This is a genomic window from Enterococcus sp. OL5 (assembly GCF_006491895.1).
GTDB classification, from domain to species: domain Bacteria; phylum Bacillota; class Bacilli; order Lactobacillales; family Enterococcaceae; genus Enterococcus_D; species Enterococcus_D innesii.
On sequence record NZ_VHIL01000006.1, the window covers coordinates 119,451 to 141,316 of the forward strand.

Sequence of the window (21,866 nt, forward strand, 5' to 3'; positions counted from 1 at the left end):
CACAAAAACAAAAAACACAAAGCGAAAGAGATCGCGCTTTGTGTTTTTTTATCTTTGGATAGAAAAGTGGATTACTCCATTTTATAGCTTTGACGCGTCACTTTACCATCTCGTACCGCAGCGATAATAGTTGGCACAGCCCCAATCGCCGTAAAGAGATAGACCAGACCTAAGTTCCCATAATATTGACTCGCTTCCAAATACCCTTCACGAATCAAATCAGGTAAAATACGGAAAGCATAGAAGACATCAACGTCCGTGTAATAATTCGCTACACTGATCGACCAGTCGATACGATTCCCGACATAGACCATAATGATCATGACGATGATACTACTAATAATACCTTTTGTACTGAGTTTTCCACCTAATAATTCATACCCTTTGATGGCACAGATCGCCATTGCGATTCCAGACAATGCAGCAACATACCCCAGTTGTCCTAATAAAATAATTGCGCCAGCACCAATCAGTGAACCAAGAAACGCGCCCACTGTTCCAGCTAGCCAATTTTCTTTTTTCTGCCCTTTTTCCCGTTCTTGTGCAAGGACCGCTTCTTGTTGTTTCTTAAAGCAAGCTTCACAGGCAATGACGGGAGCGCCGCCAATCGCATACAGCGAAACCGGTTCAGTGACCGCGCCACAGAAGGTACAAGCATTTTGGAAGCCTTTATTCTTCAAAAAATTCGTCAACTGGTCCAACGCAGTACGGATCTTGTCCACGGTTTTCCCTGCCGTCATCGCTCCGCGTAATGTATAGGCAACTTGATATCCTTGGATCACACAGTCGGTGATCTCTTTTGACTCACTTAAAACTTCTTTGACTTCTTCTTGGTTGGGAAGTTCCCCATCTTTGCTAAGTGAAAAATGGGCCACTAGCGAATAACTATTGTTATTCTCTTGAACTAAAAAAAGTTTATAACTATGATACGTTCCATAAATCACCCCGGTGGAAGTATCAACTGAGAGCCCCAACGGCTCGGCAAATTTGGTCAATGTCTTCTCGATCTTCTTATTCATTTTTCTCCTTCTTTCCAACAAACACTTACCTTTTTAGGTATAGCTAAAAGTTTAAGGAGAGTAGAAATGAAAGTCAATCAATTTGTTCAAAAAACCTAGTTTTTTTATCTATTCTGTGACAAATCGCCGCAACGCATCAGCAACCCCGTGGTCTGTATTGCTAGCCGTCACAAAATCAGCTTTTGTTTTGACCAGTTCGGGCGCATTCTCCATCGCAACACCAATACCAGCTGAAGCAATCATTGGCAGGTCGTTAAAATTATCGCCGATCGCTAAGGTTTGCGCCAGCGGCACTTGAAAATAGGCCGCCAATTCATTTAGCGCCTTATCTTTTCCCACAGCTTGATGAGTGACTTCCAAATAATTCTCTTTGGATAAGTAAAAGGCGCTTTCTAAAAATCCAGCGTTCTGGCAGGCAGCATGAAGCGCTTGGATTTCTGCCGTTGTGCCGATCAAAAGAAACTTATGAACCTCAAAAGCTTCTTGTGCCAACAGTTGTTCTAATGAAGTTTCCACAGGAGTCTCTTTGGTGATTGCCGCTTCTGCCTGTGCCCATTGGTCCACTCTTTCGCAATACCACTGATCACCAGAGTAGACATTGATGGAAACATCAGGAAAATCAGCTTTGATGCGCGCGACCAAAGTCTTTGCCTCTGCTTTTTTGACCTCATGACTGAAAATCGGTACCAGTGTGCCCTGTTGATCGTATCGTCCAATCAGGGCACCGTTGTAACAAGCCAAGGGCCAGTCTTCTAGCCCTAACTCTTGAGCTATCGGTAGCATTCCTTTCGGGGAGCGAGCGGAAGCCAAAACAAAAGGAACCGCTTGCTGCTTCAATCGTTTGATTTCTTCAATCAAATCCAGATCGATTTGATGCTTATGATCCAAGATCGTCCCATCAATATCACTTAAGATAAACCCTATCTGCTTTTTTTCCAAATAAACCATCCTTTCCCATTCCCCATCCTTTTTACGAAAGCGGATTGATCTATCGCTTTGACCAGAATAAGCGCCATTTCCATAAAACGAAAACAACTTTCTTGTCCTTCTTTGCTTCCAGTTTACCATACTAGCCAATGAAAAAAGAGTGCGTCGCTGCACTCTTAGGAAGTATAGATATAAAACTCGATTTCCTTCTTGATCGGCTTTTTGATCCAGCGTTTCACAGCAGCTGCCCGCTTCAAGCCCATATGCTCATAAAAACCGTAATTACAGGTGGTATCGGTATAAAGGAAAAACGGAGCCGTTTTTTCCTGCTGGACCATCGCTAAAAAGGAAGTAAAGAGCTGCTTGCCTACACCCAATCCTTGTGTTTTGGGACTAACGGCAAACAAACCAACTTCGGTCTGAAAAGGAGTTTGTAAATCTTTCAACATCGCTTGATTTAACTCAGCCACCTCTTTGGCATAATGCAACAGCGTGTTTCTCCCTTCTTTCGTAAGCAGTAAGCAGCCAGCATGCCAAATCGTTTTCCCCCAATAGCGCATTGGATGAAGCTTCTTCCCTCTTTTACTGTCTGCTAATAAGATACCGACAGCTTCACCATTTAAAAGAGCCACACGTGAATAGGTCGCACGGGCAAGTTCATAACACAAAAAGACGTGAGCAAAGTGCTTGGCGGTCTTCTTGTCAAATTGCTTGTCATAGTTCCAGCTATCAATAATTACTTGCACAAGCGCAGGCAGATCTTCTCGTTTAAATGGTCGATACGTTACTTGTTTATTCATTCTATCTTCCTCCCAGTAGTTGACTATCCTTAGTATAAAGTTTACAGTAACTGTAAAGTCAAGGAGGAACGCCATGAAAACCAAATTAAAAGTATCGGAAATGGCACGCTTAGCGCGGATCAATCCTCGGACACTCCACTATTATGACGAGATTGGGCTATTTCAACCAAACAGCAAAGACGAGAACGGGTATCGGTATTATTCCCTTGATCAACTTTTGGATCTCGGATTGATCCTGTCATTGAAAGAATTATCGATGCCCTTAAAAGAGATCCAAACAGCGTTGCAGGGGGATGCCGAGACCATGAGAAACTTATTGGAAGCCAAGCGGCAAACCATCGATGAAAAAATTCAGCAGTTGAGCAACATCAAAAAAATCATCGAACGAAAAGCGGCGGATTTGTGCCTAGCTGCAGAAAAAACTTCCCCCTTCACCTTGAAGGAACAGCCAGAGGAATATTTCTCCCTTAGTCCTAGATTAAACGGTAGCAGCATCCCAGAGATGATCACCCAAGCCTACGACCTTTTGATGGCACAGCCTTATCTTTTCTCGAATAACGAATATGGTTTTATGATTCGGACGAACAAAGACGATACGCAAGACATCGACTACGTTTATGTGCAGCAAGAAGAACCACAACGAGCTTCCTTCGTGAAACCGGCAGGTTGCTACTTAACCGCCATTTATCAGGGGGATGACGAAGGATTGAAGCAGTTCTATCAAAAACTCAAGCAGCTGATTGCGACGCACCAATGGCAAATCGATGACTACTTCTATGAACGATCGATCCACGAAACGACCCTTAGCAACGAGCAAGCTTATTTGACAGAGATCCAAGTACGGATTTTATCTGAGGAATAAGGATCGTTCAAACAGCGTTGGAAAAGTAAATAAAAGACGCAACGACAACGAGCAGTTTCTTTCGCCTCGTTGTCGTTGCGCTTTATTTAAATCAAATGGTTTTCTTTCAACAGATCGCCAATGTAGGTATGTTCGGTTTTCTTAACGAAGCCTTCCAAGAGTTTCCGTTCGATAAACGGCAGCTCCATTTCCGTGATTTTTTTCTTATCGGTCAGATAATAGACAGCTTTGGCCAAAGTACGTAGATCATAAGCGGAAGCAAACACTTCTGGTACCCCGCGTTCCACATCTAATAGCTGATAAACAGCCTCCATGGCGGTCCGAACGGAATATTCTGTTGTAAATACAGTGTCTCGTTCAGTCTCTGCGAAATTACCGATAAAAGCTAAGTTTTTGGAGCCATTTGGAATAACCAATGGCCGATCTCCTGGTTCACGCAGCATGAAGTAAGAAGTGATAAACGGCATGTAGACTGGAACTGCCACACTTGATTCTTTTGAAATGCGTTGGATTTCTGCTTCCGGCACACCTAAGTGGTACAGCAGTTCTTGCACGATTTCTTGTCCAGAACATTGTTCAATTGGTTTTTTGATGTAGTTTCCTGGCGTATTTGACAACAAGCCATACACCCATGTGATCGTTTGTTGGTCTTTTTGTTCTTTAAAGTGCGGTTGGCGATGGGTCGCAAAGCTCATCATCCAATTGGAATCTTTGATGGTGATGATCCCGCCAGTGACGATTCTGCCTGTTCGTAACTTGCGATGGGTCAACTTTTCTAAATAAGGTTCCACATCAAAATTCTGCCAAGTGACGGTTGCCGAAACAAACCAGCTTTCTTCAGGTAAGTTTTCATAAAAGACTTCTGGATGACCAAACTCAGGCGATTGCGCCGCCAAGTTTTTCCATAAACGCCAGCTGCCACCAGGTGCTTTTGAGATAGGCGCTGGGGTATAATGGTCCCCTTGCGTGGAACTTTCAGTGATCGATCCGTTGGTAACAAAGACCAAGTCATCTTCTGACAAAGGAATTTCTTCGATTGCTCCCGCTTTTTCAAGCACAAGTTTTTGAGCAACTTTTTCCTCGCCCACGATCCGAACATCGATATTGCTGACGGTGCATTCATATTGGAAGTCAACTCCTTGTTCTTCCAAATAAGCAAGTAGTGGTTTGACCAATGACTCATATTGGTTGTAACGGGTAAATTTTAACGCAGTAAAATCAGGCAAGCCATCGATATGGTGCACAAAACGCAACACATAGCGGCGCATTTCAATCGCCGAATGCCATTTTTCAAAGGCGAACATCGTACACCAGTATAGCCAAAAATTAGATTCAAAGAATTCTTCGCCAAAAACATCTTCGATTTTTTTCCCGATCAATTGATCTTCTGAAGTCATAAATAATTGGGTTAATTCTTTTTGTGCTGTAGCAGACAAGGTAAATTCTCCATCATCTGCTGCTCGTTGGCCGCGATTGTGGATGATCCGACAGTTAGACGAATTTGGATCATCGTGGTCCAACCAGTAAAACTCATCTAGCACCGAAGCATCTTCCACCTCCAAAGACGGAATCGAGCGAAATAGATCCCACAGACACTCAAAATGATTTTCCATTTCTCGACCGCCGCGGGTCACAAATCCATCATGGGGAATGAATTTTCCGTCTAATGAACCGCCTGATAAAGAAAGTTCTTCAAGGACGTGGATTTTCTCACCCGCCATATGGCCGTCACGGATCAAGAAGACTGCCGCAGCAAGTCCTGCTAATCCCCCACCAACAATATAGGCTTCTTTCTTTTCGACATCTTTCGGTTTTCTGCTTCTTGCAAAAGCTTCGTAATTTCCGTTCGTATATCTCATGTAGATCCCTCCTAATATTGGTACGTTTTTATGGTATCAGTAACTATTTTTTTTGACAAAAATTTGTACCAGTAAAAACAAGTGATTTTGACAAATCGGCCTTTTTGTCAAAAAAACAGGGCAAAGACCCACCTTTTAGAGGATCTGCGCCCAGCACAAAAAGCGCCCCTAAGAAAACTGATTGCAGCTTTCTTAGGGGCGTTTCTAACAAAGGACAAACTCTTTGCCTTTTCAATGAAATATTTATTTCACACGTAGAGCGAAGCTAGCAGTCGAAAAGCCTGATTGTGCTTCGGTGACTGTATAACCCGTGCTTGGCGCATGGATATAGCTTGTATTACTGGTAGCGATCGCTACGTGGTAGGTATTCCCTTTTTGACCCCAGAACAGCAAGTCGCCAGCTTGTGCTTGCGAGACAGGAATGATCGTCCCTGCGCTTTCTTGTGGGACTGTCCAATCACCGATGTTTTTGCCCGTCACTTTTAAGAAGACGTAGCGTGTAAACCCAGAACAGTCGAAAACATCTGGTCCTTTGCCTCCCCATTGATAAGGAGTGCCGATATGTTTTCTAGCTTCTGCAACAATCGCTGCTCCATCCACGCTCATTGGAACATTGGTATTGCCTGCGTTGTTATTGTTGCCAGGAGTCGTTGCACTGACTTCTTTGACATATGCTGCAGATACCCAGCCACCCGTTGATAACTTATACCAAGTGGTATTGCCATTGACTGACGTGCCTTGTTTTTGAGCAACTGCTTTGAAGGTCGCATTGCTGCCCAAACTGCTGACTACACTTGCAGAAGTTGATGCATTTGAGCGGACATTCATACCAGTGGTTGTTTGGAACGTCTTATTGATGGCTTGCTCACTCGCATTGCTTGAGCCGTTTGATGAGCCAGTATTGTTTGAACCTGTGTTTGAATTATTGTTATTACTTGTATTTCCAGAACTAGACGTGACATCACGCACATATGCCGCTGTGATCCAGCCACCGGTCGATACTTTGTACCAAACATTGGTGCCGCCAACGGATGTGCCATTTTTCTGGGCAACGACCTTCACCGTCGTGCTGTTGCTTAGGCTGCCAACGACACTGCCGCTTGTTGACGCACTCGAACGAACATTTAATGCCGCTGTTGTTTTCACGTTCTTGCTGATAGCCGTTTCTGCAGAAACACTTGTATTGCCGCCAGAAGAACTATTGCCTGTGGAGCTACTGGACACATCTTTGACATAGGCTGCCGTGATCCAACCGCCTGTGGACAATTTGTACCAAGTGGTCGTGCCATTCACCGATGTCCCACTCTTTTGTGCAACGACCTGTACTGTCGCATTACTGCTCAAACCGCGTACGACACTAGAACTTGTCGTTGCATTTGAACGGACGTTCAATGCAGTAGTCGTTTTCACTGATTTCGAAATTGCTTTTTCCGATGAAGAAGACGACGAATTGGACGAGCCTGTATTGGCAGAAGAAGAACCTGAGGTGCTCTTCACATAAGCCCCTGAGATCCAGCCGCCTGTTGATAGCTTATACCATGTTGTATTGCCATTCACTGAGGTACCGTTCTTTTGAGCCACCGCAGTGATTGTTGTATTTGCTCCTACACCACTTACGATAGAGGCACTTGTTGAAGCATTTGAACGAACATTCAGTGAAGCTGTTGTTTTAAATTGTCGATTGATCGCCGTTTCAGCTGACGATCTGGCAAGAGTAGCAGTTGTGTTGGTTGATGACGAAGCGTTCGTCGTTTCGGTCGCATGAGCAAGAGACGTAAAGACACCTGATGTTGATGCTAACGCTGCTGTGATACCCAATCCTTTTTGTACGAAAAGGGATCGTTTTTGTTTCACTAAACGCTTCCGTTTGATTTTCCGAGATTCCAATAAAACACCCCCTGTACCCCATTTTAACAAAAATTAATATTTTTTGATATTGTTTTCGTTTTGTATTTTTTTAATTTGCGTTTAATAAAACGTGTCATTTATTTTTCCGCGTTATTCTTTTTCATCGCTTTTTATTCGATATTGCTCAAGTGAACTATTTATACAGTGATTTCAATAATGAAGAGAAAAAAGCTATTTCATTCAACGTTATTTTAATTTGCGAATAAAAACAGGAATTTTTTTGCAGATAAACCCACTTTTTGAAAAACAGGTCTGTTATTTGAATAGCATTTCTTTTCTTATCCCATTCTTCAAAAATCGATACTAAAATCACCCATTTATCATTCCTTTTTTACACAAGGGATCCTGTGAAAAAGTTTTTTCAAAAAGAATGCTTCTTTCACCAGTGTCATCGACGCTATGATGAAATCCTGTTACATCGCTTCCAAATGGATACGAATTATTTGATAGAGAAGTCACTCACTTCTACCGAAAGAAATATTTTCACAATTTATTTTATTCAAAAGATTATAATACCAAGGATAAAACCAAGCATTTGCATGAGTTTGTGAAATCGTGCTATACTTAAAAAAAAGGAAGAGGTGACCGAGTATGAAAACAAAGACGAAAGAAAAAGTTTATGCTGAACGACAACATAACTATAAAACGAAAAAAGAAGAGATTTTCAAAAAAGCCCTAGATTCCGTACAGACCACAGACAAGAAAAAAGAAGAACAGAAAAAGAAAGCGTAGACTCCTGTGTTTTCTTTTTCTGTTGACCTGTAAAAAGACGAGGCTTCGCCGATTTTGGCGAATCTCGTCTTTTTTTTTGACAATTACTATTTTTGTCTAAAAAAACTTAGTCCGATCACTTTTTTGAACTTTGTTAGGGTCGATATAGATTGTGGGATTCCCCAATACAGAGTGGGAATCAATGAAAGCTAAGATTATTACGGCGATAAAATTTTCATGCCAGCTCTTCACCATTGGTCGCTATCACTTTTTGATACCAATAAAAAGAGTCTTTACGAATTCTTTCCAAGGTTCCTTTTCCATCATCATCAAGATCCACATATATAAACCCATAACGCTTCGACATTTCACTTGTACTAGCACTGACTAAGTCGATGCACCCCCAAGGAGTATAGCCCATCACCTCAACTCCTTCTTGAATCGCTAAACCGATTTGCTCGATATGGTCACGCAAATAATCGATTCGATACGCATCGTGAATCCGTTTATCCTCTGTCACCACATCTTCAGCACCTAAACCATTCTCAACGATAAAGAGAGGGACTTGATAACGCTGATACATTTTTTTCATGGTGATTCGTAAACCTACTGGATCGATCTGCCAGCCCCAATCACTTGCTTTTAAGTAAGGATTCTTGATGGATCCAAAAAGATTCCCGCCAGTTTCTTCTTTTGATTCTCCCACAACCATTGACATATAATAACTAAAGGAAAGAAAATCCACTGTTCCTTCTCTCAAAATATCTCGATCGCCTTCCTGAACGTCGATCACAACTCCATTCTCTTCAAAAAATGAATCCATATATGCTGGATATTCTCCACGTATTTGAACGTCAGTATAAAAGAAATTCATTTCATCTGCTTTTACAGAAGCTAAAACATCTTGCGGATTACATGTTTCAGGATATGCCTCCATTCGAGCCAACATACAACCGATTTTAGCATCTGGGATAATTTCATGACATTTCTTTACAGTTAAAGCACTTGCAAGAAACTGATGATGTCCTGCTTGATATTGTGCTGCTAGCATATTGTCAATTCCGTCTGCCAAAATCCCTCCACTCAGATAACCAGTCATCCCAATTATGTTGATTTCATTAAACGTCAACCAATATTTGACTTTATCCTTGTAACGGTTAAACAGCGTTTCTGCATAGCGAACAAAATGATCGATGGTATCCCGTGAGAGCCAGCCATTTTGAGTCAGCGCTAAGTGCAATGGGAACTCGTAATGTGAGATCGTCACCAACGGTTCGATTCCATGCTTTAGACACTCATCAAAGACTGCATCGTAAAAGGCTAAACCAGCTTCATTGGGTTCTTGGTCATTGCCATTTGGAAAGATCCTTGGCCAAGAGATTGATAAACGAAATGTTTTAAACCCCATCTCTGCCATAAGCGCGATGTCTTCTTTGTATCGATGATAAAAATCGATACCATGCCTTTTTGGATAATGTCCCTTTTTATCCTTCATAGCAAATTCGACTTGGTCTCTAGTCATAGGTTCCCCTAACAGCATTTGTGTCCGTGCCTCTTTTCCAATGTAAAGGGCAGTATCCGCAGTTGACCATCCTTTTCCATCTTCAAGAAATGCTCCTTCTAATTGATTCGCGGCAGTTGCCCCACCCCATAAAAAATTATCTGGAAATCGTTTATTCATTCTGTTCGCTCCTTTATTCTTGTTCTGCTACTACACCAAATTGTTCCTCTTGTTCCGCCAACGCTTCTTTGGCGATCAATTGTTTTTCATATGCTTTGAAAAATGGATAATAAATTAAGCCTGCAGGAATCAACATTAGATAATCCCAGATAGCATTTTGCCATTTGAGCGTACTGAGATAACTTGCCATCCCCATTGGCAGCAAAGCAGAAATGGAAATCCAACCAGGTGTTAGAAAACCGATTCGATAGCCAATTAATGTCAGTAACATCACCACAGGAATATTTAGCACATATGGAATACAAATGATAGGATTGTACATAATCGGCATACCAAAAGTCAGCGGTTCATTGATGTTAAACCATCCTGGCACAGCTGCGATTTTTGATATCGCGCTGATTTGTTTCGATTTTGATTTTAAACCCATTAAAGCTAGTGGTAACGTGTTCCCTGTTCCTCCGGCAATTGCCATCCCACCAAACAAAGCCACGGGATAAAAAACGAGTGGCTCGCCTGCAGCAGCAGCAGCGCCATTTGCGGTTGCAGCTTGGATTCCAAGAGGCATAATAATCGGCACTAAGATCATCGTGCCATGAATCCCAAAACACCATAATAACGCTGCAAATACACACATGATAAACATCCCAACGGTGGAAGACAATGCAGACAATGGAATGCCTAAAAGCGCCATAAAACCAGAGGCAATCGTGTAATTGCCGTTGGTAAAGATATCTACCGCAGCACTGCACGCTAAGAAAAAGCAGGCACTAATTGCTAACGGTACGATCGAGGCAAAGCCATCTTGTAAAAATGGCGGTACCACGTCTGGCATTTTGATGCGAATATTATGATCCGCACAATATTTTTCAATTTGAACAGAAAGGAAGACAACAACAAATCCGATAAACATGCCGGTCGATCCTAAGTAAGTCATATCGATACTAGTAATTCCTACTTCACTGATCATTAACGTACCAGCAACCAAGAAAAAACAAATCAATGCATCAACTGCATTCATAATGGGCGACTTCATTTTTAAGTTTTTGGCATAATTAAAAGAAAATAGAATGACGACCCATACAGATAAAAGGTCCATTGTGAACTTATAAGGCAGATAAATAATTTCGTAGAGCTGACTTTCCGCAGCGATCACATTAAACATCGTAGGACCTAAAACCGAAACAGTGATTTGAGAGATTGCCCCAACCATAATGATGCCCATCAAAGACATCATACATGCTTGCAAAGCTGCTAGAAACTTATTACTCCCGAGTTTCTGTCCAAAATCTTGTAATTTTATCATCACTGGACTATCAAAAAGTTTTTCCATATTATGATCCACACTCCTTTTATTATTGTGTCTTACTTTTGAGCATACAATTTCGTTGCGAGCTTCATAATATTCGAGCAATTTGCCATTGCATAATCAAAAGATGGAATGGCTTCAGTTGGCAAACCAGTATTTTCCACGATTTCTTTCAAACGATAAGAGACCTGTGGTCCCACCATCACTACATCATACTCTTGATAAACATCCTGATATTCCGATAATCCGACGGCCTTAATGTCTAACTCCATATCATTTTCTTTCCAGTACTTACTCATTTTTTGCATCAAAATACTGGTAGACATACCTCCAGCACAAACCAATAAAATTTTCATCTTCTTCATAAATTTCCCTTCTTTCCATTTTATTTTTGATAGAATCGAATGATTTCTTTGATCAATTCATTAGCTAACATACTTGTCATAAAATGATCCTGTGAGTGTATCAATAGAACATTGATTTCTTGCTTTTCCCCCCTTGCTTCTGAAAATAATAGTTCTGTTTGTGCCTGATGGGCTTTTTTGATCGCATCATCCGATTTTCTCAATAAAAGATTACATTCTTCCAAATTGCCGTTACGCGCTTCCTCTAATGCTTGGAATGCATAGGAACGCCCATCTCCTGAGTTAGCAATCAAGTTCATGGCTGCCGACTCTGTATTGTTTATTTTTTCCATAGTGACTCTTCCTTCCCAATTTTTTTCTCACTTACAAAATCAAAAACTATCATAAACACCTTTATTATCAAGCGCTTACATTTCGCAAAAAAATTTTTTATACACTAAGTTTCACAAAAGCACCCCTTAAAATCTGAAAAAATCAAAATAATACCTTCATCGATCCATTTCTATGCCTAGTGTATAAAGAAGTAAATCAATTTCTTCCTACTGTATAATCCTATAAAATAGTTGTATGAAATTTGTAAATCTCTAGAAAATACCGTCGGTTGCACCCTCAATTAATTCCCCCTATAATACACTCATGAAAATCAAACGAACGTTACAAATAAGCGAAAACGAATTCTATGACTATCTTGAAGGTGAACTCATTCGCGAATGTCAGCTTACGAAAACAAAGATTGAGAAAGGACTGAATTACAAAAAAACTGATCCCAAAACCCAATTGGAAATTTCAGTTTTCGTGATCAACTATATTCGTGGCACACTTTATGAAGTCAAAATCTCCTCTTCCTATGAGACATATTTTCTTAAGTATACAACGCAAGAAAATGAAAACGGTTTAGAGATACAATTCGAACAGCACATCGAAAGTTTTGAAATAAAAAAACAAAACCGACTGATGCGGCTCTTTAGCGAAGGGGTCTATTTAGGAAGAATGTCTGATACTCTATTCGATATTCAAAAAAAAATCCATGAGAAGAGGAGGACTGATTTGTCCTGATGAATCGACATAGAATGGGGATAGGCTATTTCTAAGCCAATACATTGAGAATGTTTCAAAGGAGTAAAACTATGAGTAGAATGAAAGCTATCGTATTTGACTTTGTCCAAAATCAAATCTACACCAATCAAGAACAAGTGAATGGTCTGACTACAAAGCAGGTTGCTGAGGCATTGAATTTACAAAGATCGAATGCCAGCACTCTTCTTAATCAACTTGTTCAAGAAAAGAAGTTAGTGAAATCCACATCGAGACCAGTTCTCTATTCTTTAGCAGAACCAATCGATGAAAAGGATGCATTTGACGTCATCATTGGTGCCAATCAAAGTCTCAAAAATGCGATTCAATTGGCAAAAGCTGCCGTCTTATATCCAAAAAATCCATTAAATGTGCTGATTCAAGCCAAGCCAGGCTGTGGTACCAGTTACTTAGTTGATACACTAGTAGATTTTGCCAAACGGCGACAGGTGCTGGCTAAAGAAGCTCCTTATATAAAAATTAATTGTCGAAATTATTCCAAAGATCCTCATTTGCTTGATGAGGATCTTTTCGGAACCAACGAGGATTATGCCAATAGCGTATTTGAGAAAGCTTGGTCTGGTATTCTTTTTCTAGAGGCATACGATTCATTAAACACGAAGCAGCAAAACAAAATTTTAGATTTTTTAAACAACAAAATTCCCCTATTTCAAGAAAAAAAGCAGTCTCAGCCGAATAATGTGATGGTGATCTTATCAATCATGCCCTCAAAGGAACTTTTAATTAATCAAGCGATTCCACTGACGATCGAATTGCCTGAAATAGAGAAGCGCTCCTATAAAGAACGTTTTGACTTGATCAATCATTTCTTTTCCAGAGAAGCCGTTCATTCTAGACGTACAATCGTTGTTCCCTCAGAAGTGATCCGTGGTCTATTGTTAGCAAATTTTTCTTATCAAGTAAAAGAGCTGAAAATGGATATTACAGCTGCTTGTGCCAAAGGGTATGTTCGCGTAATCAATGAGGGTGACCAAGATATTGCTCTTTCCCTCGCTGATTTCAAACCAGAAATCAAACAGAGCTTGTTACGGGTGAAAGAAAATGCGATGGTTTTCGACGAGCTATTCGGAAATGTTGAGCATATTATTTATGATAAGAATGAGGGTTATTTAAAAGAATTTGGAAAAAATGAACGTTTATACCTTTATGAGGAGATTCGCAATCAATATCAATCACTTTCGGAGAGCGGCATCAATGAATTAACGATCACTCCCTTAATGAACAAGTATGTGCAAAATCTTTTTAATAAGTACAACTATTACAATGTCTTTGATGATCAATATAACATTACTCAATTAGCAAAAATCGTCGATGCTAAAGTCATCCAAATTGTTGATTTCTGGCTAAAAACCTGTAAAAAGGAACTCAACAGAGAATTTAAATCAAGCGTATTTTATGGGCTTTGTCTTCATATCAACTCCTTATTGACACTGGCTTCCAATCGACAAACCCTCTCGCAAGAGGAAGTCACTCAATTTATCCAACAATACCCTGAGGAATATGCGCTAAGTGTTCAGCTTTCGATCGAATTAAAAAGCAGCTCAACTTAAATTTACCGAGAGATGAAATCATTCTGATTTTACTTTTTCTGATCAACCAAGAACAGACTCAAGTAACCGGTCATCCAGTATTGTTATATATCATGCATGGAAATCGAACGGCTTCTTCATTAGCTGAAACAACAAACATGCTGACTCAGACAAATAACATCTATAGCTATGATATGAAACTTGATAGCACACCCCGTCAGTCGATGATCGAAATTAAAGAAGGCATTAAACGAATTGATCAAGGACAAGGTGTGATCGTTCTTTATGATATGGGTTCAATAAAAACGATTGTTGAAACGATCGCTGAGGAATTAAACTGTAAGCTTCGACTGATTTACTTACCCATAACTCTTATCGGCATCGAAGCAGCTCGAAAAAGTGCTATGGAAACCGATATTGATTATGTCTATCACACGGTCAGTATGAGTATGAATGACTTGTTACAAAAAGCGGAAAAAGGATATGAATTGATCATTACTTTATGCCATACCGGAGAAGGAGGCGCAGAACAACTAAAACGGTACATCGAAAGTTACTCGAAACTTGGTATGAAGGTTAAAGCACTGGCTATCTCTTCGAGAAATGAACTAATCAAAGAAGTGAGTAACTTAAAGAAAGTCTATAAAGTACATGCTTTTGTTGGGACTTATGATCCTAACATTTTCGGTATTCCCTTTATCTCAATTGGAAAAGTATTTGAGACACCAAAGGAAACACTCGATCGCTTACTTTTATTTGAGCCCGTAAAGACGCAATTCTTTGATTACACAGAAGTCTATAGTTACTTAGCTGATTCATTCAAGTATACCGACATTGGCAAATTAAAAATGATCTTACCAGAAGTCATCGATGAGATTTGCACCCTTTATCCTCTTTCTCTTGATCAATCCATTGGCTTATTCATGCACTTAGCCTGTCTGATTGAACGGTTATTAGAAAATCGTTCACCCAACATTGCCAAAGCGAATCTAGCTGTAATGAAAACATTTAAGCAAGATGCTTTGATTATTGCAAAGATTTTAAGAAAATTAGAAAAAAGCTTCGATGTATTGATCAACGATTTGGAACTTTCTACTATCCTTCTCATCATCAAAAAACTGTAGACATACAATATTTAGTAGGCGAAAACACGTTCCTACAACATATTGTGGATAAACCTGTTGAAACTGTGCATAACTAAAAAGCCTGCGATTTTTTCGCAGACTTTTTTATTTATTGACAAGCTATTATTATTCTAGAGATAAATAATAGCTCACATTATCTGGTAGCGGCTTGAAACCATTCTTTTTGTAAAAATCCGCTGCTGGCATACTTTCTTCAGTATCTAGCAGGATCGTTGGGATCTCTTTCTTGAGTAGATCCTCTTTGATCCTTTCTAAAAAAGTGGAACCTAAGCCTTTTCCTTGGTGCGTGCCAGTAATTAAAAAGGTATCGATCACATACTCTTTTCCTTGATACCAGGGCTTGATAAAGCCTAATGAAAGACCAATCAATTCATTCGACGCTCGGTCTGTTAGTCGATAACCAATAAAAGTATTCATTGCCATCATTGATGATACATAGTCGGTGATTTGCGGCACTGTCAATTGGTCATTCCATGGTTCTGCTGAAAATACAGCAATATAGTGGTCCACGACTTCTGCTAAATCTGCCGTTGTTAATTCACGCATGCTTACGTTCTTTTCCATCCTATCTCCTGCTTCCATTTCTATTTCGATAAGGGCCTATACTTGAAGAATCCACTAGTTTTTGTGCATGTATCAATTATCGATTCGTTTTGCATAGCCATTGCCATAACTAGTATAACGACGCTTTTGGTTGACGGCCATTTTTTTATGAATCTCAGTTTCAAGATCAATGGAAAGGATTTCTGCTAACCCAAGAAGATAAATCGCCACATCCGCCAATTCTTCTCCTACCTCTTGTTGCTTCCGATACGCGTCAAAGGCTTCCCCTACTTCACCATATAAAGCCAAAAACTCTTTTTCAATGTTTGTGACATTGAATTGGTGATCAATCTTGTTTTGATAAATCGCTTTTTGCATTTCTGATAGTTTCATAGTCGCTCCTTTTAGGATAGTATACCATTTTATTAAAATTCAAAATAGAAACTTAGTAAAAAAATCACCTCAAAAAATAGTGACCCCCAAAACGTTAGAATTTTGTTCTAACTTTTGTAGGTCACTATAATATCAGATTCCTCTTTTTTATTCTGCCCGCTCCAATTCAGCAGATTTGATTGCAACCCGTTGAGCGATTTTTAGAAATGGAAAATAGATTGCTACACAGACGACGATGATGATCACCTGAACCATAACAACTTTGAAATCCCCTTTTGATGCCAATAATGCACTAAGAATTGGCGGTGTCGTCCAAGGAACCATGACTGAAAGTGGCTCAATGAATCCTACTGCGGTAGCAAAGTAGCCAATCAACGTTGCAACAATCGGACTTGCAACGAAGGGAATGATCATTGGTAAATTGAAGACGATCGGTAAACCAAAGATGATTGGCTCGTTGATATTAAAAATACCCGGAGCTAGGGATAGATTGACGACATCCCGAAAAGGTTGGTAATTGCGGACGAATAAGAGCACTGCAATGATCAAACTGATCGTAAATCCAGTCCCGCCTAGTTGTGCGAATACCGTCACGAATGCTGAATTTAAGATATTGGGCGGCGCAGCGCCTTCTTGCACGGCTTGCATGTTTTCATTCATATTGACTAACAGCAATGGATCTAATAAGGTGCCATTGATGACGGTTTGGTGAATGCCTAAAGTAAACAGAAAGTTGCCCGTTGAATAGATGATCAAGAACCCAAAAATCGATGTGTTCAATAAACGCAGTGGTTCTTGGATCACTGTGGAAATGATTTGAATCAGATCGGTATCAAAGGCTGCTAGCACGGTCGCAACTACGGCAAAGAAGGAAATCACTAAAATAGCAGGGATCAACGTACTGAAGGATTTGCTGACGGCAGGAGGAACTTGATCCCCTAAATTGATTTTTAAGTGCTTGTTTTCTGACAGTCGAATAAATAATTCCGTGGCAACTAACCCACAAATGATTCCAGAAAACATCCCTTTGGTCCCGACATCGTCAAACAGCATCACACCACTGATGGTTACTTCTGCTTGAGCGCCTTCTGGCATCACGGCATGAGCCATCGCCAACATGACCACTAAGCAAGTCGTTGCTACAAAGGTTGCATTGATAGCGCTTGGATTATTTTTGTTGCGGCAAAGAAAATAAGCGATCATCGGGGCGATCAGCAGACCGGCGATATTCAATGTTCCATTGGTGATGGAATTGCCAAACACTTGCATTCGCGCCAAGGCAGCCCCTTCTAAAAACCATGGAAAGAAGACATTATTAAACAACACAGCGATCCCTGCGATAATAAAGGCAGGCATTAAGGTCGCAAACGCATCACGAAGACTTTTGAGATGAACCTGATTGCCGAGACGGACCGAAAACTCTGTAAATTTATCTAAAAACGTGCGCTTTTCTGCTGCCATTTTTGTTCCTCCTATTCTGCATATGGGTTTGTATAGATCGTACTACCATTCGTTTTGATCACTTCTTTGAACCATTCATACGATTTTTTCGGCACACGTTTCATATCTCGCAACTCATGATTGCCACGATTGACATACACAAGTCCATATCGTTTCTCCATATCACCTTGGGAGCTCAAAATGTCGATCAGTCCCCAGCCAAGATAACCAAGACAGACCACTCCATCTTCCACCATCCCTTCAAACATCGCTCGAATATGCTCTTGATGGTAGGCAATACGGTAATCATCTTGAATCGGTTCGTTGCCATTCCAATGCTCTCTGACACCAATCCCGTTTTCAATCGGAAACACTGGCAACCGATACCGCTGATAGACTTTATTTAAGACATCACGGAAGCCGAGCGGATCAATTTGCCAATTCCATTCCGTCGTTTCAATATACGGATTGTCTTGTTTTCCAAAAGTCATGTACCGATTTGGCGGCGTTCCTTCAGGAATTTTTTCAGCGTTCAAGGTAGAAGAAGCATAATAGCTAAAGGCAATGTAATCATTTTTCTGCGCTGCGATCGCTTCTAATTCCCCAGGTAAAATATTCATATTGAGTTGATGATTTTTCACGTATCGGTCTTGTGCTGCCGAATACTTGCCGTGCGCATAGCAATCTAATAAAGTAAAATTCGCAAATTCATCAAACTCTCTTGCTGCTTTGATGTCTTGTGGACGACAAGTCGCTGGATACGCTTCAGAATACGCCAGCATGCCGCCAATCTTCGCATTTGTTGTTTCATGAAGATAGTTACAGATCTCTGCATGGCAAACCATGACATTGTGGAAAATTTGATACAATTCTTCTGTTGTTTCTTCCCCTTCTAAATAGCCGCTGATCTTAAAACCATGGTCTTGGTGGAATAGATTTTGTTCGTTAAAGGTTAACCAATAATGGACTTTATCCGCAAAACGATCCACCATTTCTTTTCCAAAGCGAATGAATGCGTCCTTCACTTCTTTGCTGATGAACCCGTTATAGGTTTTCGCCAGATGCAGGGGCATATCAAAATGATACAAACAAATCATGGGCTCGATTCCTCGAGCTAACAGATCATCAATAAAACGATCGTAATAGGCGATCCCTTCTTCATTAAAGGCACCATCTCCATCGTGAACGACCCTTGACCAAGAAATTTGGAAACGATACATGTTCATCCCCAAATCTTGCATATAATCAAAGTCTTCTGTATACGCATGATAGTTATCATTTGCTACATGCCAATCGCTAGCCTGTTCCGAAGCTTCCCGTATATCATAAACGGATAAGCTTTTACCACCTTCATTCCAACCACCTTCTGTTTGCATACTGCTGACACTGTTCCCCCAGTAAAAAGTTGTCATATTGATCCCTCCATTATTTGTATTCGCTTACAAAACCTATTATAATTAGGTGAAATCGGCATGTAAATTTTTCGAAAACACATGTAAAGCTTTTTCTGTACATGTGAATTGCAGTTGATTCTTTGGTGATAGAGCTTGTTTTTATCCCCTTCAAACAAAACTCAAGTCCATGAATTTTTTTACATAAGGAGTGATGACTATGACAAAATACAAAGAGATCGTTGATCAGTTGCGGACGAACATTTATGAAGGTGTTTTTCCAGCTTTATCAAAATTACCGGAACAGACTGCGTTAGCCAAACGATTTCAAACCTCGCGAATGACGATCCAAAAAGCGCTAAATCAACTGAAGCAAGAAGGCCTGATTTCCACCAAAAGAGGTCATGGCACCTATGTCAATTCAGCAACCTACCAAGGACAGATCAATGAGTATATCGGTTTAGTCAACCGATATGGCGGACGGCATAAAGTACAAAGTAAAATCATTAGTTTCAATGTTCGTTTCCCAGAAGCCAACGAAATGGATTACTTGTCCTTGCGAGAAAACGAACCTGTCTATGATATCGTACGACTGCGCTATGTTGATAACGAACCCTTTGAATTGGAGTACACGATCATGCCCATCAAAACCATTCCCGATATTGATATGGCGATCCTTGAACACTCGATCTATCGATATATCACTGATTCCTTACACCTCAAAATAGGTCCCGCCATACGTAAAATCCGTGCCGACAAAGCAGATTCCTATGATATCAAATATTTAGAAGTCGATCCCAATGATCCGATCTTAGAATTGGAACAAGTTGCTCGTCTCTCCGACGGACGGCCCTTCGAATTTTCGCAAACTCGTTATCCTTACCAAAATCGTGAGATTTACTATCTTTCTGAACCTTAATGGCAAAAAAACAAGCCTGAAGAAAACTCAGACTTGTTTTTATTGTCTAGGAAAGGTGAACTCGTTAAGATTCTTCGGTTTTTTTCGCCGTTCGCTCGGGACTGACCCAAACGCCGCTGCCGTAGCCGAGGATGGTTTTGACGGCTGGTATAAAGGTAGTGACAATCGTTATGGCATTGATCATCCAGTAAAACAGCATGTAAAAAGGGGCAAAGCGAAAATACTTCAGCTTGCTGCGGTTATCATCCGCCAAGAGGCTGGTAAATAGCTGCATGACCCCCGCAATCATCTCAAAACAAACGAAGAGAAAGGCCATCGTAAACATATGGTAGATCCGCTCGTAATTCCCAGTTGCCCCATAATAAATCAGATAAAAAACAAACAAAGCCGAAGACAACCAGAAAAAGAATGACCAGATAATACTTAAGGACTGATCCACAAACATGGCGGTTCGACCGATATTTTCAAAAGGGTGTAAGAACACTTTTTTAAAATTGGTCAACCACACTTCCGTTCCGCCTTTCGCCCAACGTTTCCGTTGCCGATAGAGCATCTTGAGGGTTTCTGGTACCTCCATGAAAAACATCACTCGTGACGCAAATAAGGACAACCAACCATGGAATTGGTGGTCCCAGGCAATACTGATATCTTCCGTGGCACGATTTTGTCGAAAGAGACCAACATCCATCAATGCGGCTCTACGATACATTGTGTTGGCACCACTATAGGCATAGATGACGCCGAAAACAGCTTGCTGGGTCCGTTTAATAATTCCTACGATACTTGAAAACTCAACAGTTTGTGACTTTCCGACGATGGTTGTGCGATTTTGAACGTCCATATTCGCCGTAATAGCAGAGATATTGATGGAATCTTGACGGATAAAATAATTGACATATTTCCACAATGCATCAGGTTCAGGGACCGTATCTGCGTCGTTACTCAAGATCAATTCCCCTTTGGCAAACCCTACCCCAATATTAAAGGCATGGGCTTTCCCTTGGTTTTTTTCGATACGCAAAACCCTTAGATTCGGGTACTGTTCCATTAAGCGATCTAGTATCATAGGGGTTTGATCCGTTGAGCCGTCATCCGTCACCAACACTTCATAGTTGCTGTAGTTTATGTTATTCATTAAGTAATGAATCGTGTCTTCAATAACGATTTCTTCATTGTGAGCCGGTACCATAATGGTGATCATCGGTTCGATTTCTTCGGGAATCGGTATCCACTCCAACTGACGGTAGCGGAATAAAAACCGATTGCAGATCACCCCGATGAACCAAGCAAAACCTCCTAATATCGGATACGTGAACAGAATCATTAAAACAACCGTTAAAAATGTATCCAGCCACGGGAACCCAGTATCAAAATTGACAACCATCAGCCCACCCCATTTCTACGGTAAAGATCCTGGATCTCAGTTTCTCCGATGTTTTGTTCAGGAGCAACGGCATAGTATTTGGCAGCGTGACGCTCTTCTTTCGTTCCGAAGCGTTCTTCGTAAAATCCTTCTAATACTTCTTTGCGTTTTTCTAAGGCAACTTCGTCATGCATCGATTGCTTTTGTAACAATCGTTTGAAACGGCGATTGTTCCTCAAAGTCAACAAAGTAAACGTCAGAACCAAGACCAAAAAAGAAATTCCTAAGAACAACGCCAAAAAATCAAAAGTCACTGCTTCTTCAAGATATGTCCGAAAGGCGATCCGATCCGCAAGATTCGGTAAAGTCAGCGGGATGGCCAGCCAGACAAACGGAACCAAGACCATCAGCCAAGTAAGAATCGTCAAAAACGTTTGGCGGGTTTTCAAAGCAGAACGACCTTTTTGAAAATATGCATCGGTGACCAACCGTTCTTTGACTTCTTCCCGTGTCACTCGTTGTTTCATTTTACTCACTCCTTTAAAAATGATTTATTTGCTGTTAAGAAAAAGAAGCAACAAAAGCACGTCGTCTTTTGATGGACCTCCTA

At 40.6% G+C, this 21,866-nt stretch carries 21 protein-coding genes; 6 read left to right on the top strand and 15 right to left on the bottom strand.

The genetic code is table 11. The features are described 5' to 3' along the window. Positions 1–71 precede the first annotated feature (71 nt). From FJU10_RS09080 to FJU10_RS09090, 3 genes are all read right to left on the bottom strand, one after another. Positions 72–1,019 (bottom strand): hypothetical protein, encoded by a 948-nt coding sequence (locus FJU10_RS09080; protein ID WP_081118379.1) that lies wholly within the window; start codon positions 1,017–1,019, stop codon positions 72–74. Positions 1,020–1,127: 108 nt separating this feature from the next. Further along, positions 1,128–1,967, bottom strand: coding sequence for a Cof-type HAD-IIB family hydrolase (locus FJU10_RS09085; RefSeq protein WP_140965696.1), 840 nt, complete (start codon positions 1,965–1,967; stop codon positions 1,128–1,130). Positions 1,968–2,122: 155 nt separating this feature from the next. Next, on the bottom strand, positions 2,123–2,746 hold the full coding sequence (locus FJU10_RS09090; protein ID WP_140965697.1) for a GNAT family N-acetyltransferase: 624 nt from the start codon (positions 2,744–2,746) through the stop codon (positions 2,123–2,125). Positions 2,747–2,819: 73 nt separating this feature from the next. Between FJU10_RS09090 and FJU10_RS09095 the strand changes: the two genes are divergently transcribed. Then, positions 2,820–3,608 carry a MerR family transcriptional regulator gene (locus tag FJU10_RS09095; RefSeq protein WP_081118376.1) on the top strand — a complete coding sequence of 263 codons (789 nt, stop codon included), beginning with the start codon at positions 2,820–2,822 and terminating at the stop codon, positions 3,606–3,608. 86 nt (positions 3,609–3,694) lie between these two features. On the opposite strand, the gene FJU10_RS09100 is transcribed toward FJU10_RS09095, so the two are convergent. Beyond that, positions 3,695–5,467, bottom strand: a complete 1,773-nt coding sequence (locus FJU10_RS09100; protein ID WP_008377255.1) for an oleate hydratase — start codon at positions 5,465–5,467, stop codon at positions 3,695–3,697. Between the two features lie 243 nt (positions 5,468–5,710). Continuing rightward, positions 5,711–7,354, bottom strand: a complete 1,644-nt coding sequence (locus FJU10_RS09105) for an SH3 domain-containing protein (RefSeq protein ID WP_077453567.1) — start codon at positions 7,352–7,354, stop codon at positions 5,711–5,713. A gap of 612 nt (positions 7,355–7,966) precedes the next feature. Between FJU10_RS09105 and FJU10_RS19045 the strand changes: the two genes are divergently transcribed. Then, positions 7,967–8,107 (top strand): hypothetical protein, encoded by a 141-nt coding sequence (locus tag FJU10_RS19045; RefSeq protein WP_170920126.1) that lies wholly within the window; start codon positions 7,967–7,969, stop codon positions 8,105–8,107. 214 nt (positions 8,108–8,321) lie between these two features. Here FJU10_RS19045 and FJU10_RS09110 read toward each other — a convergent pair whose 3' ends face one another. From FJU10_RS09110 to FJU10_RS09125, 4 genes are read right to left on the bottom strand one after another with little or no spacing between them, the layout of a single operon-like run. After that, complete coding sequence (locus FJU10_RS09110) at positions 8,322–9,767, bottom strand: glycoside hydrolase family 1 protein (RefSeq protein ID WP_140965698.1); 1,446 nt, start codon at positions 9,765–9,767, stop codon at positions 8,322–8,324. A gap of 13 nt (positions 9,768–9,780) precedes the next feature. Further along, positions 9,781–11,097 (bottom strand): PTS sugar transporter subunit IIC, encoded by a 1,317-nt coding sequence (locus FJU10_RS09115; RefSeq protein WP_185932378.1) that lies wholly within the window; start codon positions 11,095–11,097, stop codon positions 9,781–9,783. A 32-nt stretch (positions 11,098–11,129) separates the two neighbouring features. Beyond that, complete coding sequence (locus FJU10_RS09120) at positions 11,130–11,438, bottom strand: PTS sugar transporter subunit IIB (protein WP_077453571.1); 309 nt, start codon at positions 11,436–11,438, stop codon at positions 11,130–11,132. 20 nt (positions 11,439–11,458) lie between these two features. Then, on the bottom strand, positions 11,459–11,770 hold the full coding sequence (locus FJU10_RS09125) for a PTS lactose/cellobiose transporter subunit IIA (RefSeq protein ID WP_005225315.1): 312 nt from the start codon (positions 11,768–11,770) through the stop codon (positions 11,459–11,461). A 304-nt stretch (positions 11,771–12,074) separates the two neighbouring features. Between FJU10_RS09125 and FJU10_RS09130 the strand changes: the two genes are divergently transcribed. From FJU10_RS09130 to FJU10_RS19335, 3 genes are all read left to right on the top strand, one after another. Then, the gene (locus FJU10_RS09130; RefSeq protein ID WP_140965700.1) at positions 12,075–12,494 is read left to right on the top strand and encodes a DUF3284 domain-containing protein; all 420 of its coding nucleotides are present in this window, start codon (positions 12,075–12,077) and stop codon (positions 12,492–12,494) included. Between the two features lie 71 nt (positions 12,495–12,565). Further along, on the top strand, positions 12,566–14,083 hold the full coding sequence (locus tag FJU10_RS19330; RefSeq protein WP_223273009.1) for a sigma 54-interacting transcriptional regulator: 1,518 nt from the start codon (positions 12,566–12,568) through the stop codon (positions 14,081–14,083). A gap of 92 nt (positions 14,084–14,175) precedes the next feature. Next, positions 14,176–15,186 carry a PRD domain-containing protein gene (locus FJU10_RS19335; RefSeq protein WP_223273010.1) on the top strand — a complete coding sequence of 337 codons (1,011 nt, stop codon included), beginning with the start codon at positions 14,176–14,178 and terminating at the stop codon, positions 15,184–15,186. 126 nt (positions 15,187–15,312) lie between these two features. Here FJU10_RS19335 and FJU10_RS09140 read toward each other — a convergent pair whose 3' ends face one another. The 4 genes from FJU10_RS09140 to FJU10_RS09155 form a co-directional block, all read right to left on the bottom strand. Next, positions 15,313–15,771, bottom strand: coding sequence for a GNAT family N-acetyltransferase (locus tag FJU10_RS09140; protein ID WP_005225310.1), 459 nt, complete (start codon positions 15,769–15,771; stop codon positions 15,313–15,315). Positions 15,772–15,843: 72 nt separating this feature from the next. Beyond that, entirely contained in the window at positions 15,844–16,143 is a 300-nt protein-coding gene (locus tag FJU10_RS09145; protein ID WP_077453573.1) for a MazG-like family protein, read from the bottom strand. A 147-nt stretch (positions 16,144–16,290) separates the two neighbouring features. After that, entirely contained in the window at positions 16,291–17,604 is a 1,314-nt protein-coding gene (locus FJU10_RS09150; protein WP_077453574.1) for a PTS sugar transporter subunit IIC, read from the bottom strand. A gap of 11 nt (positions 17,605–17,615) precedes the next feature. After that, positions 17,616–18,995: a glycoside hydrolase family 1 protein gene (locus tag FJU10_RS09155; RefSeq protein WP_140965701.1), complete on the bottom strand. Its 1,380-nt coding sequence runs from the start codon at positions 18,993–18,995 to the stop codon at positions 17,616–17,618. 199 nt (positions 18,996–19,194) lie between these two features. On the opposite strand from FJU10_RS09155, the gene FJU10_RS09160 reads away from it, so the two are divergent. Then, entirely contained in the window at positions 19,195–19,893 is a 699-nt protein-coding gene (locus FJU10_RS09160) for a GntR family transcriptional regulator (RefSeq protein ID WP_034868333.1), read from the top strand. Between the two features lie 64 nt (positions 19,894–19,957). Here the strand turns inward: FJU10_RS09160 and FJU10_RS09165 are convergent, their stop codons facing one another. Together FJU10_RS09165 and FJU10_RS09170 are read right to left on the bottom strand one after the other, a co-directional pair. Beyond that, a complete protein-coding gene (locus FJU10_RS09165; RefSeq protein ID WP_140965702.1) occupies positions 19,958–21,277 on the bottom strand; it encodes a glycosyltransferase family 2 protein in 1,320 nt (439 codons plus the stop codon). Beyond that, positions 21,277–21,783: a hypothetical protein gene (locus FJU10_RS09170; RefSeq protein ID WP_016620620.1), complete on the bottom strand. Its 507-nt coding sequence runs from the start codon at positions 21,781–21,783 to the stop codon at positions 21,277–21,279. Before FJU10_RS09170 ends, FJU10_RS09165 begins: the two co-directional genes overlap by 1 nt. Positions 21,784–21,866: the final 83 nt, after the last annotated feature.

Coding starts and splice junctions, on each gene's coding strand:
- FJU10_RS09080 (WP_081118379.1), bottom strand. CDS start 1,019: ATGAATAAGAAGATCGAGAAGACATTGACCAAATTTGCCGAGCCGTTG.
- FJU10_RS09085 (WP_140965696.1), bottom strand. CDS start 1,967: ATGGTTTATTTGGAAAAAAAGCAGATAGGGTTTATCTTAAGTGATATT.
- FJU10_RS09090 (WP_140965697.1), bottom strand. CDS start 2,746: ATGAATAAACAAGTAACGTATCGACCATTTAAACGAGAAGATCTGCCT.
- FJU10_RS09095 (WP_081118376.1), top strand. CDS start 2,820: ATGAAAACCAAATTAAAAGTATCGGAAATGGCACGCTTAGCGCGGATC.
- FJU10_RS09100 (WP_008377255.1), bottom strand. CDS start 5,467: ATGAGATATACGAACGGAAATTACGAAGCTTTTGCAAGAAGCAGAAAA.
- FJU10_RS19045 (WP_170920126.1), top strand. CDS start 7,967: ATGAAAACAAAGACGAAAGAAAAAGTTTATGCTGAACGACAACATAAC.
- FJU10_RS09110 (WP_140965698.1), bottom strand. CDS start 9,767: ATGAATAAACGATTTCCAGATAATTTTTTATGGGGTGGGGCAACTGCC.
- FJU10_RS09115 (WP_185932378.1), bottom strand. CDS start 11,097: ATGGAAAAACTTTTTGATAGTCCAGTGATGATAAAATTACAAGATTTT.
- FJU10_RS09120 (WP_077453571.1), bottom strand. CDS start 11,438: ATGAAGAAGATGAAAATTTTATTGGTTTGTGCTGGAGGTATGTCTACC.
- FJU10_RS09125 (WP_005225315.1), bottom strand. CDS start 11,770: ATGGAAAAAATAAACAATACAGAGTCGGCAGCCATGAACTTGATTGCT.
- FJU10_RS09130 (WP_140965700.1), top strand. CDS start 12,075: ATGAAAATCAAACGAACGTTACAAATAAGCGAAAACGAATTCTATGAC.
- FJU10_RS19330 (WP_223273009.1), top strand. CDS start 12,566: ATGAGTAGAATGAAAGCTATCGTATTTGACTTTGTCCAAAATCAAATC.
- FJU10_RS19335 (WP_223273010.1), top strand. CDS start 14,176: ATGCATGGAAATCGAACGGCTTCTTCATTAGCTGAAACAACAAACATG.
- FJU10_RS09140 (WP_005225310.1), bottom strand. CDS start 15,771: ATGGAAAAGAACGTAAGCATGCGTGAATTAACAACGGCAGATTTAGCA.
- FJU10_RS09145 (WP_077453573.1), bottom strand. CDS start 16,143: ATGAAACTATCAGAAATGCAAAAAGCGATTTATCAAAACAAGATTGAT.
- FJU10_RS09150 (WP_077453574.1), bottom strand. CDS start 17,604: ATGGCAGCAGAAAAGCGCACGTTTTTAGATAAATTTACAGAGTTTTCG.
- FJU10_RS09155 (WP_140965701.1), bottom strand. CDS start 18,995: ATGACAACTTTTTACTGGGGGAACAGTGTCAGCAGTATGCAAACAGAA.
- FJU10_RS09160 (WP_034868333.1), top strand. CDS start 19,195: ATGACAAAATACAAAGAGATCGTTGATCAGTTGCGGACGAACATTTAT.
- FJU10_RS09165 (WP_140965702.1), bottom strand. CDS start 21,277: ATGGTTGTCAATTTTGATACTGGGTTCCCGTGGCTGGATACATTTTTA.
- FJU10_RS09170 (WP_016620620.1), bottom strand. CDS start 21,783: ATGAAACAACGAGTGACACGGGAAGAAGTCAAAGAACGGTTGGTCACC.